Genomic DNA, 16,182 nt, shown 5'->3' with positions numbered 1-16,182 from the left:
TAACCAGTGCTAGGCTGTGCCCGACAAGTGCGACGAATAGTATAGAGCGCTCCAAAGGTCGTCAAATCCTTTTTGAAAAAAATTCATTTAATTAAAGGAGTTAGAGGAATTTGCTGACCAAGCGCCTTTGCCCTCACCGCTCGACATGCGAGAATGCGTTCTCATTTTTTCCCCTCTCGATGGTTAATCACGCGCAATGACTGCACAACTAATCGACGGCAAATCGATCGCCGCCAGCCTGCGCCAGCAGATCGCCCAACGAGTTGCCGAGCGTCGCCAGCAAGGCCTGCGCACTCCCGGCCTCGCGGTGATCCTGGTCGGCAGCGATCCTGCCTCTCAGGTTTATGTCTCGCACAAGCGTAAAGACTGTGAAGAGGTTGGCTTCCTCTCTCAAGCCTACGACCTGCCCTCCGACACCACGCAAGACGCGCTGACCGATCTGATCGATCGCCTCAACGACGACCCTGCAATCGACGGCATCCTGCTTCAACTGCCGTTGCCCGAGCATCTGGACGCCTCCAAACTGCTGGAGCGTATCCGCCCGGACAAAGATGTCGACGGTTTCCACCCTTATAACGTCGGCCGCCTGGCCCAGCGCATTCCGCTACTGCGTCCATGCACCCCCAAAGGCATCATGACGCTGCTGGAAAGCACTGGCGCTGATCTTTACGGTATGGACGCAGTGGTTGTCGGCGCCTCCAACATCGTCGGTCGCCCGATGGCGATGGAACTGCTGCTGGCCGGTTGCACCGTGACCGTGACTCACCGCTTCACCAAGGATCTGGCCGGCCATGTCGGTCGTGCCGATCTGGTGGTGGTGGCCGCCGGCAAGCCGGGTCTGGTCAAAGGCGAGTGGATCAAGGAAGGCGCGATCGTGATCGACGTCGGTATCAACCGTCAGGACGACGGCAAACTGGTCGGTGACGTTGTTTATGAAACCGCCCTGCCCCGCGCCGGCTGGATCACTCCAGTGCCGGGTGGCGTCGGTCCGATGACCCGCGCTTGCCTGCTGGAAAACACCCTGTATGCGGCGGAAACCCTGCACGCCTGATCGGTACTTTCAGCAATAAGAAAAACCCGCCTTGCGCGGGTTTTTTCATGCCTGAGAAAAAACTGTAACCGTTCGCCGGAAACCCCTCTTTTTACAGGCCTTTTCACGAGATTTTCAGGTCACTCAAACAACCATCGACAGATCTTCAGCCATACTCCTAGAATGCGACGCTTTGAAGAAATAACCCGTTACAAACTAACGGAATATCCAACTTTTATGAGTTCGCCCGCGTGAAAATTCGTCTTTCGATTCTGAGCCTGTTTTTTGCAGTTTCAGGCACTTTCATCACGCCAACGATCAACGCTGCGGAAACCACCGCTGCCCCACGTGACGCTTCGAGCCTGAAGATCGCCTCCGGCAGCGCCCTGCTCATGGATATGCAGACCAACAAAGTCATCTACTCCAGCAACCCTGACGTGATCGTGCCGATCGCTTCTGTCAGCAAGTTGATGACCGGACTGGTAGTGGTTGAAGCCCGGCAGAACATGGACGAATGGATCAATGTCGATATCAGTAACACACCGGAAATGCGCGGTGTGTTCTCCCGAGTCAAACTGAAAAGTGAGCTGCCGCGCCGCGAGATGCTGCTGATCGCCCTGATGTCCTCGGAAAACCGCGCCGCCGCCAGCCTCGCGCATCACTATCCGGGTGGCTACGCAGCCTTTATCGCGGCGATGAACGCCAAGGCCAAAGCGCTGGGCATGACCAGCACGCACTTCGTCGAGCCGACAGGCCTCTCGGAGCGTAACGTTTCCACCGCCCGCGACCTGAGCAAGCTGCTGGTGGCCGCGCATAAGTATCCGCTTCTCAGCGAACTCACCACCACCAAGGAAAAGACCGTGTCGTTCCGCAAACCCAACTACACCCTGGGTTTCCGTAATACCGATCACTTGGTCAATAAAGCCGACTGGGACATCAAGATCACCAAAACCGGCTTCACCAACCCCGCCGGGCATTGCCTGGTGCTGGTGACGAAAATGGGCAATCGCCCGGTTGCTTTGGTGATTCTCGACGCGTTCGGCAAGTACACCCACTTTGCCGATGCCAGCCGTATTCGCAGCTGGGTGGAAACTGGCAGGAGTGCCAACGTTCCTGCAGTGGCTCAGCAATACAAGGCCGAGAAAAACCTCAAGTCGCGCCAGAGCGGCGTGGTTGAAGCCTCCAAGTAACCCGTCGCACAAGAAAAAGCCCCGAATCCTGGGGGCTTTTTTTCATCTGCGGATCAGTCATTGGGCAGCGGCATCTTGTCGTCATCGGGAATGCCATCGCCTGCACTCGGATCCCGTGCAGGCTCGGGTGTCAGCACATTAGGCCGAGCCATCGGGTCACGCAGCGGGCTGTCCGGGTCCAGCACCGGATCAACCTCTGGCTCCGCCGTCGTAGGTACGCTGTCCGGTTTTTGGTTATCGAAGCTTGAATCGGTACTCATACGCACCTCACATCAAGGTTTCAGATTGGCTAACGGGTCATACGGCTTGGCCGGTTGCTTGTCGTCTTCGCCGGGCTTCACGTCTTTGGGGGCTTTCGCAGGGCCGACGGGATCGACTTGCGGATCATCAAGATCCGGCGAATCCGGATCAAAGCCCAGATCATGACCCGAAGAGTGCTCGGAAGAATGTGGGCCTTTCGGGGATTGGGGATCTGTCATGTTCGCCTCCTGATTCACCCGCAAACGACGGGCTATAAAGGTAAGAGGCGTGCCGGGCGAAGTCGTGCCCGGCAAATGACGAACGGAGACTCAGTGGGCGGCCAGCGCTTTCTTCGCCTGCGCCGCTTCGTTTTCCTGACCGGCCTGGGCCAGTTCATCGGCCGCATTGAGCCAGCGTTGCCGGTCGACGGCAGCAGGAATCTGCGACGGTTTCTGAATCAGCACGGCCCAGCCACCAGACTTTTCCAGCGCCGACTCAAAGGAACTGAAACTCATCAATTCGCGGCGGTTCATGCCGGCGCGCAGCAGAACCTTCTGTTTGTTGCGGTCATAACCGGACAGGATCGCGTAACGCGGCTCGATCCAGAATGCCGAACCCTCGCTGAACCGCACCATCACCGGATAACCCGCCGCCACTTGGGTCAACAGCGCTGGCAGGTTGCTGTCCAGCGGATAAACCACCATGCCGTACTCGCGAGCAAGGTTCTGCAGGTTCTGCTGCAATTTGTCTTCGGCACCCGGCAGATGCAGTGGTTTTTCCAGCAAGCCCGGGGTGATCACGATGCCCTGCTGCGAAAGCAGGCTGGCCAGTACTTGCGGTCCGCTCTGGTTGGCTTCTCCGCGATAGAACGTGCCGCTGAGTTCGACCCGCTCCGGCAGACGCTTGACCTCAGGCGCGACACTGCCTGCACACCCGGCCAACATGGCCGCGCACCCGGCCACCAGCAGCGCCACACGAATTCGAGAAAATACCTGCACCATCGTTACTCTCTGTTCAGACGCCGGTCATCGTGTTCCGGCAACGCCTGCGATCATAGGGCCGCGCCAGGCTGCGGTATAGCCTTAAGCGGCAGACCCATCAATTGCATAGAGCAAACTGATTGGTCACCAGCGACCTTTGGTCAATAGCCTGAAACACCCCATTGTCTAGACTGTCACTGAAACAGAGCGAATTGAAAAAGTGGGCGCCCGATGCAGGGCGAAGAGGAGGCACTGATGAGCCTGACCATGACTATTGTGATGTTGATTGCCGGCTGGCTGGCCGTGGCTGCCGCCATGTTGTGGGGGGTGCTGCGGATTTCGCGGCGCCACCATCACCATTCGGTGCAGCCTGCTGCGGTTGAGAAAGCCGAGGAGCACCGGATACGCCACGCGACTGCGCATTCGCATTGAGGCTTAACGTCAAAAGCGAAAAGCCCCTCACCCTAGCCCTCTCCCAGAGGGAGAGGGGACTGATCAGGTTGTCTTTTCGAGTTACGCCGACCTGAAATATCGAGCCGAACTCAGGTTCGAAAACTACACAGATCGGCTCCCTCTCCCTCGGGAGAGGGCTGGGGTGAGGGGCTGGTTTTACCGGATATAGAAAACCCGAAATGAAAAAAGGCCGCCTGAACTCACTTCAAGCGGCCTTTTTGGCTTACTGGCGGTTACACCTGCTCAGCCAGCTTCTTCTGCTTCGCCCGACGCGACATCATGTTCAGGACTTCAATCGAAGCCGAGAACGCCATCGCCGCATACACATAACCTTTCGGTACGTGGGCGCCAAAGCCTTCAGCGATCAAGGTCATACCGATCATGATCAGGAAGCCCAGGGCCAGCATCACCACAGTCGGGTTGTCGTTGATGAACTTGGCGAGCGGCTCAGCAGCGAACAGCATCACCAGTACCGACACCACCACCGCGATGATCATGATCGGCAAGTGTTCAGTCATGCCGACCGCGGTAATGATGCTGTCGATCGAGAACACCATGTCGAGCATCAGGATCTGGCCAATGGCAGCGGCAAAACCGAGGGTAACCGTCGAGGTCGCCGACTTTGGATCTTCCGGTGCCGGATCCATGCTGTGATGGATCTCGGTCGTGGCTTTCCAGACCAGGAACAGACCACCGGCAATCAGGATCATGTCCTTCCAGGAGAACGCCTGACCCAGGATTTCGATCACCGGCGCAGTCAGTTGCACGATGAAGGCGATGGTGCTCAACAGCGCTAGACGCAGGATCAACGCCATGCCGATACCGATGCGGCGCGCCTTCTGCTGATATTGCTTAGGCAGCTTGTTGGTCAGGATCGAGATAAAGATCAGGTTATCGATGCCGAGCACGATTTCCATCACCACCAATGTGGCCAAAGCAACCCAAGCGGTGGGGCTGGCGGCGAGCTGTAACAGATATTCCATGGGTCAGTCCTGACTCTGTGTAAGACGAATTAGATGGTCTTGGAGGAAGATTCGGATTGTTCCGCGTCTTTTTCCGGTGTTTCTTTTTTCTCGATCAGTCCGCCAGTGGCATCACTCAGGGCTTGTTCGGCGGCCTTGTGCGTGTCGTCGATAGCTTGCTTGGCGCTTTCGGCCGCTTTGCCCATCAATTGCTGGGCGCTTTTCTCGGCCTGATCGCAACCGGCCAAAAGCAGTAAAGACGTAAACATCAATGCTGGGATTGTGTATTTCATAAGGTTTCCTTCGAATGAACAGACAGGCTCACAGACCGGCCGTCGATGGCTGGGCATTCTAGGGAGATCAACACTTCAGGAAAATTCGTATTTTTAGCGGCTATACTTCGGTTTTCACGAACTGTAGACCGTCATGCTCAATTACCGACAACTGCATTACTTCTGGGTCGTAGCCAAGACCGGCAGCATCGTGCGCGCCTGCGAGCAACTGAATCTGACCCCACAAACCATCAGCGGGCAGATTTCTCTGCTCGAACAGACGTATGGCATCGAGTTATTCAGACGAGTCGGCCGGCAACTGGAATTGACCGAGGCTGGCCGACAAGCCCTACCCTACGCCGAGCAGATGTTCCAGCTCGGCGGCGAACTGGAACTGATGCTGCGCGCACAACCCAATGAACAGCAGATCCTGTTCCGCGTCGGCGTCGCCGACGTAGTGCCGAAATCCATCGTCTATCGCCTGATCGCGCCGACCATGGAGCTGAATGAACCGCTGCGCATCACCTGCCGCGAAGACAAACTGGAACGGTTGCTCGCCGATCTGGCCATCCAGCGTCTGGACCTGGTGATCTCCGACAGCCCGATGCCCTCGCACCTCGACATCAAAGGCTACAGCCAGAAGCTCGGCGAATGCGGGATCAGTTTCTTCGCCACCCCGGAACTGGCAGCCAGATACGGTCAGGATTTCCCGCGCAGCCTGCACGGCGCGCCACTATTGATTCCCGGCGCGGAAACCGTGGTACGCAGTCGCTTGCAGCGCTGGTTTGCCGAACAGCAGATTCAGCCGCAAATCGTCGGCGAGTTTGATGACAGTGCGTTGATGCAGGCCTTCGGCCAATCCGGCAGCGGGATTTTTATTGGCCCGAGCGTGATTGCCGATGAAGTGAGGCGCCAGTACGGCGTCGAGCTGATTGGTCAGACCGATGCGGTGACCGAGTCGTTCTATGCCATTTCGGTGGAGCGCAAGGTCAAGCACCCCGGCATCGTTGCGATTACCGAAGGTGCCCGACGCGAGCTGTTTACCGCGTTATGAGGCCTCGGCGCACATTTCGCGCGGCTTGAGCGTCATCAGCACCATGGCGAGGAACACCGAGAGCAAGATGAATCCGGCGGCGGCAAAACCGAGGAAGCCCAGACCCGCGCTGTCGATGACCCGGCCTCCGACGATAGCGCCCAGACCGATGCCCAGATTGGCCCCAGCGATGTTCAACGAGGCGGCAAACGCCGGCGCTTCGGGCGCGGCTTTCATCAGCCGCACGTGGCTGACCAGGAACAACGCAGCCTGGGTAATGCCCCAGATCCCCATCGCCACTGCCAGCCCCAGCGGTGAGTGAATATTCGGTACCAGCGAGACCATGCCGGCAATCATGAACGCACAGAACAACACCGACGCCCCCAGCGGATGGCGGTCCACCGCACGACCGCCCAGCGAGTTGCCGATCAGCCCGACCGTACCGAAGGCCATCAGGCACCAACCCACCACAGTGCCGTTGAATCCGGCGAGGCGCTCAAGAATGTCGGCCAGATACGTGTAAGCGGTAAACATGCCGCTGAACACCAGGATCGACAGGACGATATGACCGATCATCAACGGGCTGCGCAGGATCTTGAACTGCGAGCGGAAGCTGACCTGATGCTGGTGCAGACTGGTTTTCGGCAGGTAAACAAATAGCAGCAAGGCTTTGGCAAAAGCGATGACCGCCAGAATGCCAAAGGCACTGCGCCAGCCGAAAGCGTCAGAAATCAGCGTGCCGACCGGGATGCCAAACACCGTCGCACAGACAATGCCGAAACCGATTTTGGCGATCGCGCGGCCGGCGAAATCCGGACCGACGATGTCCACTGCCGTTTCACTGGCCAAAGCCCAGAACACCGGCAGACCGAGCGCCGGGATCAACCGGGCAATCGCCATCACCCAGATGTTTGGCGCCAGCGCCGCCACGGTATTGGCCAGACCAAACATGATCAGGATGCTGATAAACAGCTTGCGCCGCTCGAAGCGGGCGAAATATGCGGTCAGGAAAGGCCCGAACATGGCCACGGTAAAAGCGAACAGCGTCACCAGCAACCCGGCCTGTGGGATGGTGACTTCAAGGTCTCGGGCAATCGCCGGCAACAGGCCGACGATGACGAATTCCGTGGTCAGCACCGTGAACCCGGCGGCGGACAACAGAAGAATGGGCAACAGCATGCGCAACTCCAGCAAAACGACGACACCAGCGTTGACCCGGAGGCCCGCTGGCGAAATTTGAAAATAAGGATGCGCAATCTTAACAGAGTGTGTCCGGGCTGACTTGCCCAAACCTGTCTATCTTGCCGACAACTCCGGTGGCAGATCGTCACAGGCCTGAAGGATAAGGCCTACGCTGTGATAAAGTCCGCGCCCTGAAAAACGTACAACCTGTTCAGCGGCCGGTTTAATGGCGTTGATGTCGCCTCAACACTTTCGGTGCGTGGCGGTGGTCTGCCCCCGTTTTGCCATCGCTATCACGCAACCCCTGCACCCTATAAAAAATCAGAGATGCCGCTATGACTGCTTCATCCCCTTCTCTACTGCACCGCCTCAAGAACCTGAGCCTGGTCACACAGATCCTCATCGGCCTGATCGCCGGTATTGCCTTGGCGATGTTTGCCCCGCAACTGGCAAAAGACACCGCGTTCATCGGCAAAGTGTTCGTGTCGGCGTTGAAAGCTGTCGCACCGATCCTGGTGTTCGTGCTGGTGATGGCTTCCATTGCCAACCACAAACACGGCCAGGAAACCCACATCCGCCCGATTCTGTTCCTCTATCTGCTGGGCACCTTCGCCGCAGCAGTGGTGGCCGTGGTCGCGAGCATGGCGTTCCCGTCGCATCTGGTGCTGTCCACCGATAACGTCGCGGTGACCGCGCCAGGTGGCATTGCCGAAGTGTTGCAGAGCCTGTTGCTGAGCGTCGTGGATAACCCGGTGAATGCACTCATCAACGCCAACTTCATTGGCATTCTGGCGTGGGCAATCGGCATGGGCGTCGCGATTCGCCATGCTGGCGACACCACCCGCGAAGTGCTCGGTGATCTGTCCAACGGCGTGACCTTGATCGTGCGTGTGGTGATTCGCTTTGCACCGCTGGGTATTTTCGGTCTGGTCGCTTCGACGCTGGCGACTTCGGGCTTCGGCGCGCTGATCGGTTATGCGCACCTGCTGGCCGTGCTGCTCGGTTGCATGCTGTTCGTGGCGCTGGTGATGAACCCGCTGATCGTGTTCTGGAAGCTGCGTCGCAACCCGTACCCGCTGACCCTCAAGTGCCTGCGTGAAAGCGGCATCACCGCGTTCTTCACCCGCAGTTCGGCAGCGAATATTCCGGTGAATCTGGAGTTGAGCAAACGCCTGGGTCTGCATGAAGACACCTATTCGGTGTCGATCCCGCTGGGCGCGACCATCAACATGGCCGGTGCGGCGATCACCATTACCGTATTGACGCTGGCTGCCGTGCACACATTGGGTATTGCCGTGGACATTCCTACCGCGATTCTGCTCAGCGTTGTCGCCGCGATTTGTGCCTGTGGCGCTTCGGGTGTGGCCGGTGGTTCGTTGCTGTTGATTCCGTTGGCGTGCAGCCTGTTTGGCATTCCGAGCGAGATTGCCATGCAGGTGGTGGCGGTCGGTTTCATTATTGGGGTGCTGCAGGATTCGGCAGAGACGGCGCTGAACTCGTCGACTGATGTGTTGTTTACCGCAGCGGCGTGCCTGGGGGAAGAAGCAAAAGCCCAGCGCACTGCGTAACAATTGCTGCAATGAAAAGCCCGCCGAGGTGTGAACCCGGGCGGGCTTTTTTGTGGCTGAGATCTTTCCCCCCTCACCCCAACCCTCTCCCCCCAAGGGGGGCGAGGGGGAAAGGGAGCCGATCTTCGTCGCCTTCAAGTCTTGAGTTCGACTCGATAGATCAGGTCAGCGTATCCCGAACCAACAACGCGGTCAGTCCCCTCTCCCTCTGGGAGAGGGCTAGGGTGAGGGCTTTGACTTTTTAGAACGCGCCCATGTAATCACGCTTGCCCACTTCAACACCGTTATGACGCAGCAACGCATAAGTGGTGGTGACGTGGAAGAAGAACTGCGGCAGACCGTAAGTCAGCAGGTAAGCCTGACCGCTGAAGCGTTTTTCCTTTGGGGTGCCCGGACGAGTAACGATTTCGATGCCTTCCTTGCCATCGATCTGCTCTGGCTTGATCTCGCCAATGTAGGCCAGCACCTTGGCAATCAGGGCTTGCAGCTCGGCGAAGGTGGTTTCGGTATCGTCGTACTTCGGCACTTCGACTTCAGCCAGACGCGAGGAAACGCCTTTGGCGAAGTCCACGGCGATCTGTACCTGACGGGTCAGCGGGAACATGTCCGGGTACAGACGAGCCTGCAGGAACGCGTTCGGGTCGATGTTTTTTTCGGTGGCGTGGGCTTCAGCCTTTTTCAGTACATCGCTCAAAGCGTTGAGCATTTGTTGAAAAACCGGGACGGATGCGGCGTACAGGGAAATGGTCATGGCAGTCTCGTGTGGTGGCTGGGTGGAACAAGGAGGCGATTATAGCCATGCTTGATGACCACACGGCTTGCCTTTTGTTTGGCAAGGATTAGGCTAGGCGCCTTCGACTGCAGAGGGAACGCGCGATGACCACAGAACCAGAATCCACCTTCGACGAGCCACGGCTCAACGCCGCGGAAATCCGCATCCTCGGCTCGTTGATCGAGAAACAGGCGACCAGCCCGGAAACCTATCCGCTGACCCTAAATGCACTGGTCACGGCGTGCAATCAGAAAACCAGCCGCGAACCGGTGATGAACCTGACTCAGGGTCAGGTCGGCCAGAGTTTGCGCGCGCTCGAAGGTCGCGGTTTCGCCAAGCTGGTGATGGGCAGTCGCGCCGACCGCTGGGAGCACAAGGTCGACAAGGCGCTGGAGCTGGTGCCGGCGCAAGTGATTCTCAGCGGATTGATGTTTCTGCGCGGCCCGCAAACCATCAATGAACTGCTGACCCGCAGTGGGCGCATGCATGAATTTGAAGACACCGAGCAGGTGGTGCATCAGCTTGAGCGTTTGATTGCGCGGGGGTTGGCCGTGTTGATTCCGCGCCAGGCCGGGCAACGTGAAGATCGTTACACCCATGCGCTGGGTGATCCGGCGGATATCGAGGTGATCATGGCGGCGCGGCAGAATCCTTCGGATCGCGGTGCAAGCAGTGGCGTTTCGGTTGAACGCATCGAAGAGCTGGAGGCGCGGATCGCGGCACTGGAAGAACGCCTGGCCCGTCTGGAATAGCCACCACCGTTTTATTGTGGGAGCGAGCTTGCTCGCGAATGCGGTGTGTCATCCAACGATGATGTAACTGACACGGCCTATTCGCGAGCAAGCTCGCTCCCACAGGGGTTATTCATCAGGTTTCAGATCCTGGGGTTATTCACCATCCCAGTAATCAACGCCATCCTTCTGCCGCGCCACAGCGACAAAGCCTGAAGTATTACCTTCGGCATCCACCTGAAAGTTATCCATCACCGCGTACTTGTTCGAATCCGGGTATTCGCAAATTTCCGGCTGCTGCTGTGTACTCACGGCCAGATATCGCAATTCGTCCGAGCTGGTATTGATGATCTGATGCGCCTGCTCCGGTCCACCCGGCGGACAGGCGATCACATCACCTTGGCGAATCGGAAAACGCTCGGCGCCAAGACGCACCTCGCCCTCCCCGGCCACCACGTAGAACATCTCCTCATTGACCCGATGGCTGTGAAACGGGCTGCCACGCATGCCCGGTGGTAGCGCATATAGGCGATAACCGAGTTTTTGCGATCCCAATTGCTGGCCGATACGGGCCATGCGCTGCTGATAGCGCCCGGCGGTTTCGCCTTCCGGGGCCAGGGCTTCGGGCAGGGGTTCGAGTTCGACCTGATGCAGGTTGAGAATAGGTGGGTGCATGGGGAGCCTCGGTCACGGTTTTTGTGGTGGGCAAGTCTGTGCTTGCTGGGGAGGCAGTATAGGCATTGATGGCCGGCGTGAAACCGCGTCGCATCCTTCGCGAGCAGGCTCGCTCCCACAGGGAATCTACAGCGAACACACAATCTGTGTATGACAAAAATTCAACTGTGGGAGCGAGCTTGCTCGCGAAGAGGCCCGCCAGATCAACGCAAAAACAAAGAATCAGCTCCGGGCAAACGCTACCGCCGCCGCAAATTGCTCTTCATTCGGCCGAACGCCTGTGTACAGCACAAACTGCTCCAGCGCCTGGATCGCGATGACTTCCAGCCCGGTAATCACCTTTTTACCTTCGGCCCGAGCGCGCACGATCAGCGGAGTTTCCGACGGAATCGCCACCACATCAAAAACCGTCTCGGCCGCTGCAATAACTTCAGGCGCAAACGCCAACTGCCCCGCCTCCGGCCCCCCGTCCATACCCACCGGCGTCACATTGATCAGCATCTGCGGGCGCTCCTCGCCCAGTTCCGCCTGCCAGCGATAACCCAGCGAATCCGCCAATGCACGCCCGGCGCGCTCGTTACGGGCGACGATCGAACCGTTTTTATAACCGCCATCGCGCAAGGCGCTAGCCACCGCTTTGGCCATGCCGCCGCTGCCACGCAGGGCGAAGGTCGACTCCTTGGGCACCGCGTGGGTTTTCAGCAACTGCTCGATGGCAATGTAATCGGTGTTGTAAGCCTTGAGATGGCCGTTGGTGTTGACGATGGTGTTGATCGACTGGATCGCCGCCGCCGACGCATCCAGTTCATCGACCAGCGCAATGCACGCTTCCTTGAACGGCATCGACACGCCGCAACCACGAATGCCCAAGGCGCGAATGCCGCCGACTGCGCCGGTCAGGTCCTGGCTGCTGAACGCCTTGTAGTAGAAATTCAGGCCCAACTGCTCATACAAATGGTTATGAAAACGCAGACCGAAATTGCCTGGCCGCCCTGACAGGGACATGCACAGCTGGGTGTCTTTGTTCGGGTTCATCTGCATGAAACTTCTCCTTCAAACGCACTTTCGGATAGACGGGATTAGCCAGCCCATCGGGTTCTGAACGATCATAGAGGCCTGTTTTAAACGTGTTCTGTGGCCCTTGCACGGCCCGGTAAAGAAGCCGGTACAGACCTTACACAAAATTTACCCAGCGGCTGTGCTGATTTTCAGAATTTCGCTGTCTTAGAAGTATCCCCGCGACAACTGTGGGCCTGGTGCAGGCCCTGCCGCCGGGTCGAAGAACCGAGGACTTATCATGATTCGTAAACTCCCCATTCTGGCCTTGTTGATTGGCGCACTCGCTGTCACAGGTCAGGCAGAAGCCGGTGGTGGCCACGGCTGGCAAGGCCCTGCGGTGTTTGGCGCGATCGTCGGCTCGGCCATCATCGGCTCGGCACTGATCAATCAGGATCGGCCGGTGTATGTGCAACAACAGCCGGTTTATGTTCAGCCGCAACCGGTCTACGTGCAGCAGCCGCCACCACCGGTCTACTACCAGCCGGCACCGGTGTATGTGCAGCAACCGGTTTACATTCAACAGGCCCCCGTCTACTACGGCCCGCCTCGCGGTTATTACGGCCGGCCACATGGCTACTACGGTGGCCCACGCTGGTAACCGAAACACAGAGCCCCGCTTTTATAGCGGGGCTTTTTTATGACCGTTGGTCGGCCAACGTCTGAAAAAATCTCGCCAAGGTCGCTGTGAGGACAGTTTCACCGGCTAAAGTCGGCATGATTGATTGACAGTAATGTACTTTTCCATAAAACGGTCATTTATTTGTCATGACGGAACCGCAATCTGAATCCGTCCGTAAACAACAGGTTGATAACAACAAGGACGACTGTATGCCAACACAAAACCCGCACCGCATTGTCGGTCTGTGCACCTCCAGCAAGGTGTACAGCGCGCTGACCGAACTCAAGCACCTGGAAGGCCATCGCTGCGCCAAGTTTCTTTCGCTGCTGGCGGAGAATCTGGTGCACAAAGGTTTGCTCAACGAACGCGAAGTCATGCACATGCTCGATCAAGTGGTCGACTGAAGCCTCAATGGCATCAATGACCACTATCGAAAGCGTTGATTGTCCGTAGAAGCGACGAATCTCTAAGGTAGCTCCATTGTTAGATGGAGGTACTCGTCATGGCTCAGGTTCAAATCATGTCCGTTATCGGTAGCGCTGTTCCCGCCTCGCTCAGGGCATCGGGCTTGCTCGCCTGCTGGTATCTGATGCGCGACGGCGAAGCCATCAGCGGCCCGCTGACCTCATTGCCCGCCGCGCAGGCACTGTCGCAAAAACTCGTCAGCGAGCCTTTTCACGCTTAAGGCAGTTGCACCTTGGGCTTGGTCTCGGCGAACAGCGCCCAACTCGACATGAACAGCGCGGCGATCAGCGGCCCGATCACAAAGCCATTCAGACCGAATACCGCCAGACCACCCAGGGTCGAGATCAGAATCAGGTAATCGGGCATTTTGGTGTCCTTGCCCACCAGAATCGGCCGTAGCACGTTGTCCACCAGCCCAATCACAAATACCCCGAACAGGCCCAGCACCACGCCTTGCCAGATCATCCCGCTGAGCAGGAAATACACCGCCACCGGCGCCCAGACGATCCCCGCGCCGACCGCTGGCAGCAACGACAGAAACCCCATCAAGACCGCCCACAGCAATGCGCTGGGGATGTCGAGAAACCAGAAAATCGCTCCGCCCAGCGCGCCTTGAGTCACCGCGACTACGAGATTGCCCTTCACCGTCGCCCGTACCACGCGGTTGAACTTCAACTGCAAGCGCCGCTTGTGACCTTCCTCCAGTGGCACGGCAGTGCGCACCTTGCGCGCCAGTTCGGCGCCGTCACGCAGAAAGAAAAACAGCAAATACAGCATGATGAAAAAACTCACCACGAATTCGAATGTGCCCTGACCAAAACTGAATGCCTGGCTGGCCAGCACCTGGCTGCCCTGCATTGCCGATTTGACGATTTTCTCGCGCAGGCCATTGAGTTCGCCCATGCCGAAGCGGTCAAGCAAGTGCTGAAAGTACGGCGGCAAGCTGTGCTTGAACTGCGCCAGGTACGCGGCAATGTCCAGCTCACCACTTTCGATATTCTTGTAAACCGTCGCCCCTTCCTGCACCAGCAACACGCTGACGATGATCACCGGCAGAATCGCGATGACCAGACAGATGCTCAACGTGCACAGCGAGGTCAGGTTGCGTTGCCAGCCGAATTTCGCCTGCAACTTGCGTTGCATCGGCGCAAACAGGATGCCAAGGATCACCGCCCAGAACACCGCACCGTAGAACGGCAACAGGATCCAGATGAAGGCCACCGTGACCAGCACCAGCAGCACGGTCAGGGATTTGAATTGAAGACTCTTTTCGTTCATGTCCGGTCCATGTCAGTCAGGCGTCATGCACGCCCCGCTCCTTAGTCAGCCGCGGCGTGCACGAGTGCCATCTTTATTCATGGAGCATAGATCCAGATCAACAAACCCTCGCCGCATCTGACTTACCTTGCCGCGCTTTTGCGACCGACACCGCCATGACCTTGATCCTCACCGCACCCGAATTGCTCGCCCCCGCCGGTACCCTGAAAAACATGCGCTACGCCTTCGCCTATGGCGCCGATGCGGTCTACGCGGGCCAGCCGCGTTATAGCCTGCGGGTGCGCAACAACGAGTTCGATCACGCCAACCTCGCGCTGGGCATTGGTGAGGCCCAGGCAAAGGGCAAGCGCTTCTACGTGGTGGTCAACATCGCGCCGCACAACGCCAAGCTGAAGACTTTCCTCAAGGATCTGGCGCCGGTCATCGGGATGGCGCCGGATGCGCTGATCATGTCCGACCCGGGGCTGATCATGCTGGTGCGTCGGCACTTTCCGCAGATGCCGATTCACCTCTCGGTGCAGGCCAATACGGTGAACTGGGCGAGTGTCGAGTTCTGGCAGCAGCAGGGTGTGAGCCGGATCATCCTGTCGCGGGAATTGTCGCTGGAAGAAATCGGCGAGATCCGCGAACAGGTGCCGGACATGGAGCTGGAAGTGTTCGTTCACGGCGCGCTGTGCATGGCCTATTCCGGGCGCTGTCTGCTCTCGGGCTATATGAACAAGCGCGATGCCAATCAGGGCACCTGCACCAACGCCTGTCGCTGGAAATACTCGGCGCAAGAGGCCACGGAAAATCAGCTAGGCGAAATCGTTCAGACCTTTCAGCCCGAGCCGACCCTGGGCCTCGGCGCGCCGACCGATCAGGTGTTCCTGTTACAGGAAGCCAACCGCCCCGATGAATTGATGCCCGCTTTCGAAGACGAGCACGGCACCTACATCATGAACGCCAAGGACCTGCGCGCGGTGCAACACGTCGAGCGCCTGACGCGCATGGGCGTGCATTCATTGAAGATCGAGGGCCGAACCAAATCGCACTTCTATTGCGCACGCACCACGCAGGTGTATCGAAGGGCGATAGATGATGCTGTGGCCGGGCGTGAGTTTGATCGCAGCCTGATGACGGACTTGGAGTCACTGGCGCAGCGTGGCTACACCGAGGGTTTTCTGCGTCGGCATGTGCATGACGAGTATCAGAATTATCAGAATGGCAGCTCGGTTTCGGAGCGTCAGCAGTTCGTGGGTGAGCTGACGGGGGAGCGACGGGATCGGCTGGCTGAGGTCAAGGTGAAGAATCGCTTTGCACTGGGTGATCATCTGGAATTGATGACGCCCGCAGGCAATTTTCATTTTGATTTGCATGAGTTGCAGAGCCTCAAGGGTGAGGCGATCGAGGTGGCGCCGGGGGATGGGCATACGGTTTATGTGCCGATTCCGGAGAGGGTGGATTTGCGGTTTGGGTTGTTGATGCGGGATCTGCGGGGTGCCTGAGAAGCCCCTCACCCTAGCCCTCTCCCAGAGGGAGAGGGGACTGATTGGGGGATATTGGAGAGATCCACCGACCTGAACGTACTGCGCCGAATCCATAATCAACTCTTCCGATCAAGCACACTGGACTTGGCTGAATCCATAATCGACTCGGTCGTACAGCTTGGCTGAATCCATAATCGACTCGAT

At 58.0% G+C, this 16,182-nt stretch carries 20 protein-coding genes; 10 read left to right on the top strand and 10 right to left on the bottom strand.

Annotation, left to right across the window (positions count from 1 at the left end; translation table 11 throughout):
• The first annotated feature begins 196 nt into the window (after positions 1-196).
• Positions 197-1,051: a bifunctional methylenetetrahydrofolate dehydrogenase/methenyltetrahydrofolate cyclohydrolase FolD gene (gene folD, locus ACOYXE_RS03775; protein WP_038362797.1), complete on the top strand. Its 855-nt coding sequence runs from the start codon at positions 197-199 to the stop codon at positions 1,049-1,051.
• 230 nt (positions 1,052-1,281) lie between these two features.
• Positions 1,282-2,220, top strand: a complete 939-nt coding sequence (gene pbpG / locus ACOYXE_RS03770) for a D-alanyl-D-alanine endopeptidase (RefSeq protein ID WP_150693856.1) — start codon at positions 1,282-1,284, stop codon at positions 2,218-2,220.
• A gap of 53 nt (positions 2,221-2,273) precedes the next feature.
• Here the strand turns inward: pbpG and ACOYXE_RS03765 are convergent, their stop codons facing one another.
• The 3 genes from ACOYXE_RS03765 to ACOYXE_RS03755 all read right to left on the bottom strand — a co-directional run bounded on the left by ACOYXE_RS03765 (position 2,274) and on the right by ACOYXE_RS03755 (position 3,461).
• Positions 2,274-2,480, bottom strand: coding sequence for a hypothetical protein (locus ACOYXE_RS03765; protein ID WP_460927793.1), 207 nt, complete (start codon positions 2,478-2,480; stop codon positions 2,274-2,276).
• Between the two features lie 12 nt (positions 2,481-2,492).
• Positions 2,493-2,699 carry a DUF6021 family protein gene (locus ACOYXE_RS03760; RefSeq protein WP_077573693.1) on the bottom strand — a complete coding sequence of 69 codons (207 nt, stop codon included), beginning with the start codon at positions 2,697-2,699 and terminating at the stop codon, positions 2,493-2,495.
• Between the two features lie 90 nt (positions 2,700-2,789).
• Positions 2,790-3,461, bottom strand: coding sequence for a peptidase C39 family protein (locus ACOYXE_RS03755; RefSeq protein WP_460927791.1), 672 nt, complete (start codon positions 3,459-3,461; stop codon positions 2,790-2,792).
• Between the two features lie 234 nt (positions 3,462-3,695).
• Here ACOYXE_RS03755 and ACOYXE_RS03750 point away from each other — a divergent pair, with 234 nt between their 5' ends.
• On the top strand, positions 3,696-3,872 hold the full coding sequence (locus ACOYXE_RS03750; RefSeq protein ID WP_460927789.1) for a hypothetical protein: 177 nt from the start codon (positions 3,696-3,698) through the stop codon (positions 3,870-3,872).
• Positions 3,873-4,126: 254 nt separating this feature from the next.
• On the opposite strand, the gene ACOYXE_RS03745 is transcribed toward ACOYXE_RS03750, so the two are convergent.
• Both ACOYXE_RS03745 and ACOYXE_RS03740 read right to left on the bottom strand, forming a co-directional pair.
• Entirely contained in the window at positions 4,127-4,876 is a 750-nt protein-coding gene (locus ACOYXE_RS03745; protein ID WP_016986876.1) for a TerC family protein, read from the bottom strand.
• A 29-nt stretch (positions 4,877-4,905) separates the two neighbouring features.
• On the bottom strand, positions 4,906-5,148 hold the full coding sequence (locus ACOYXE_RS03740; RefSeq protein ID WP_122597351.1) for a hypothetical protein: 243 nt from the start codon (positions 5,146-5,148) through the stop codon (positions 4,906-4,908).
• A gap of 133 nt (positions 5,149-5,281) precedes the next feature.
• Here ACOYXE_RS03740 and nhaR point away from each other — a divergent pair, with 133 nt between their 5' ends.
• Positions 5,282-6,181: a transcriptional activator NhaR gene (gene nhaR / locus ACOYXE_RS03735; protein WP_160058694.1), complete on the top strand. Its 900-nt coding sequence runs from the start codon at positions 5,282-5,284 to the stop codon at positions 6,179-6,181.
• Here nhaR and ACOYXE_RS03730 read toward each other — a convergent pair.
• Positions 6,176-7,339, bottom strand: a complete 1,164-nt coding sequence (locus ACOYXE_RS03730) for an MFS transporter (RefSeq protein WP_460927786.1) — start codon at positions 7,337-7,339, stop codon at positions 6,176-6,178. The genes nhaR and ACOYXE_RS03730 overlap by 6 nt on opposite strands.
• A gap of 338 nt (positions 7,340-7,677) precedes the next feature.
• Between ACOYXE_RS03730 and sstT the strand changes: the two genes are divergently transcribed.
• Positions 7,678-8,910, top strand: a complete 1,233-nt coding sequence (sstT, locus tag ACOYXE_RS03725) for a serine/threonine transporter SstT (RefSeq protein ID WP_160058695.1) — start codon at positions 7,678-7,680, stop codon at positions 8,908-8,910.
• Between the two features lie 241 nt (positions 8,911-9,151).
• Here the strand turns inward: sstT and ACOYXE_RS03720 are convergent, their stop codons facing one another.
• Entirely contained in the window at positions 9,152-9,661 is a 510-nt protein-coding gene (locus tag ACOYXE_RS03720; RefSeq protein ID WP_034154670.1) for a DUF1993 domain-containing protein, read from the bottom strand.
• Positions 9,662-9,786: 125 nt separating this feature from the next.
• Between ACOYXE_RS03720 and ACOYXE_RS03715 the strand changes: the two genes are divergently transcribed.
• The gene (locus ACOYXE_RS03715; protein ID WP_160058696.1) at positions 9,787-10,434 is read left to right on the top strand and encodes a YceH family protein; all 648 of its coding nucleotides are present in this window, start codon (positions 9,787-9,789) and stop codon (positions 10,432-10,434) included.
• Positions 10,435-10,569: 135 nt separating this feature from the next.
• On the opposite strand, the gene ACOYXE_RS03710 is transcribed toward ACOYXE_RS03715, so the two are convergent.
• A complete protein-coding gene (locus ACOYXE_RS03710; RefSeq protein ID WP_460927783.1) occupies positions 10,570-11,088 on the bottom strand; it encodes a cupin domain-containing protein in 519 nt (172 codons plus the stop codon).
• Between the two features lie 222 nt (positions 11,089-11,310).
• Complete coding sequence (locus ACOYXE_RS03705; protein ID WP_405123279.1) at positions 11,311-12,129, bottom strand: shikimate 5-dehydrogenase; 819 nt, start codon at positions 12,127-12,129, stop codon at positions 11,311-11,313.
• 256 nt (positions 12,130-12,385) lie between these two features.
• On the opposite strand from ACOYXE_RS03705, the gene ACOYXE_RS03700 reads away from it, so the two are divergent.
• From ACOYXE_RS03700 to ACOYXE_RS03690, 3 genes are all read left to right on the top strand, one after another.
• Entirely contained in the window at positions 12,386-12,745 is a 360-nt protein-coding gene (locus ACOYXE_RS03700) for a hypothetical protein (RefSeq protein WP_007917357.1), read from the top strand.
• 230 nt (positions 12,746-12,975) lie between these two features.
• The gene (locus tag ACOYXE_RS03695; RefSeq protein WP_016984641.1) at positions 12,976-13,170 is read left to right on the top strand and encodes a hypothetical protein; all 195 of its coding nucleotides are present in this window, start codon (positions 12,976-12,978) and stop codon (positions 13,168-13,170) included.
• 98 nt (positions 13,171-13,268) lie between these two features.
• Entirely contained in the window at positions 13,269-13,451 is a 183-nt protein-coding gene (locus tag ACOYXE_RS03690; protein WP_123450964.1) for a hypothetical protein, read from the top strand.
• On the opposite strand, the gene ACOYXE_RS03685 is transcribed toward ACOYXE_RS03690, so the two are convergent.
• On the bottom strand, positions 13,448-14,509 hold the full coding sequence (locus ACOYXE_RS03685) for an AI-2E family transporter (RefSeq protein ID WP_160058699.1): 1,062 nt from the start codon (positions 14,507-14,509) through the stop codon (positions 13,448-13,450). The two genes, ACOYXE_RS03690 and ACOYXE_RS03685, sit on opposite strands and share 4 nt — an antisense overlap.
• A 155-nt stretch (positions 14,510-14,664) precedes the next feature.
• Here ACOYXE_RS03685 and trhP point away from each other — a divergent pair, with 155 nt between their 5' ends.
• Positions 14,665-15,996 carry a prephenate-dependent tRNA uridine(34) hydroxylase TrhP gene (trhP, locus tag ACOYXE_RS03680; RefSeq protein ID WP_460927779.1) on the top strand — a complete coding sequence of 444 codons (1,332 nt, stop codon included), beginning with the start codon at positions 14,665-14,667 and terminating at the stop codon, positions 15,994-15,996.
• The last annotated feature ends 186 nt before the right edge of the window (positions 15,997-16,182 follow it).

This window comes from Pseudomonas sp. MC6 (assembly GCF_054790575.1).
Note: the sequence above shows the minus strand (reverse complement) of the source record. Positions and strands in the feature narration are given on the sequence as shown.